The organism is Actinoplanes sp. NPDC048791, from assembly GCF_040650095.1.
In the GTDB taxonomy this organism is placed as follows: Bacteria; Actinomycetota; Actinomycetes; order Mycobacteriales; family Micromonosporaceae; genus Actinoplanes.
Map to the genome: position 1 here is coordinate 1 of NZ_JBEZGQ010001758.1, position 1,019 is coordinate 1,019.

The following is a 1,019-nucleotide window of genomic DNA, read 5'->3' on the forward strand; positions in this document are numbered from 1 at the left end:
GGCCTGGTGGTGCTCGGCCTTCGCGGGTCCCGGCCACCACCACATCCGGTACGGACACAGCGCGCCGCGGCTCGTCGCGGCAACCGGACAGCAGGGCGGCGCCGCCCGCGATGATGAGAAGATCCCGCCGGGTCGTCATGTCCTGTCGACACCGCGAGGTGCTCCCCGGGTTCCCGGGAACCTTTCCCCGGCGTGCGGTGTCGAGGAGGTGATGGTGACCGAACTGGACGATGCGGCAGCCGTGGCGCGTGCCCGCACCGGCGACGTGGACGCGTACGAGGTCCTCGTCGTCCGTTACACCACGCCCGCGCACCGGGCCGCCGTCCTGCTCGGTGCCGGGGCCGACGCCGACGACGTGGTGCAGGAGGCGTTCGTGAAGGCGTACCGGCAGCTCGCCCACTACCAGGGCCGGTCCGGGTTCCGGCCGTGGCTGCTGGCCATCGTCGCCAACGAGACCCGCAACCTGCACCGGTCCCGCCGCCGGCGGGACGGCCTGGTGCTGCGCGCCGCCGCCCGTGAGCACCCCGAGGCGGCCGAGCCGGATCCGGCCGAGTCGGTCCTCGAGGGCGAGCGCCGGCGTCACCTGGTCGAGCAGATCCGCCTGCTCGACACGCGGGACCAGGAGGTGCTGGTCTGCCGTTTTCTGCTGGACCTGTCGGAGGCGGAGACAGCGGAGACCCTGGGCCTGCCCAAGGGCACAGTGAAGTCGCGGACGTCGCGGGCTCTGACCAAGCTGCGCGGCCGCCTCGTGGGGCAGGGGGTGCCCGGTGCCTGACGACCTCGACGACCTCGCCCGGGAGCTGCGGGCCCTCGTTACCCATCTCGACGTACCGGATGCCGCCGATCAGCGGGCCGCGGTGCGGGCCCGGCTCGCGCAGCCCGCGCCCCGCCGCCGTTGGTCTCCGTCGGTCAGGGTGCGGCCGCTGCCGGGCCGCCGGTGGATCGTGGCCGTGGTGGCCGCGCTGATCGCGCTGGTCGCCGGGATCGCCCCGGCCCGCGCGGCGGTCGTCGACGCGGTC

1 protein-coding gene and 1 pseudogene are annotated in these 1,019 nt (G+C 74.8%); both read left to right on the plus strand.

The annotated features are described in order from the left end of the window. The first annotated feature begins 211 nt into the window (after window positions 1-211). Window positions 212-775 carry a sigma-70 family RNA polymerase sigma factor gene (locus AB0C29_RS50235; protein ID WP_360835712.1) on the plus strand — a complete coding sequence of 188 codons (564 nt, stop codon included), beginning with the start codon at window positions 212-214 and terminating at the stop codon, window positions 773-775. Then, window positions 768-1,019: pseudogene (locus AB0C29_RS50240) on the plus strand (hypothetical protein); the annotation flags it as partial. The gene AB0C29_RS50235 and the pseudogene AB0C29_RS50240, both read left to right, overlap by 8 nt.

Coding starts and splice junctions, on each gene's coding strand:
- AB0C29_RS50235 (WP_360835712.1), top strand. CDS start 212: ATGGTGACCGAACTGGACGATGCGGCAGCCGTGGCGCGTGCCCGCACC.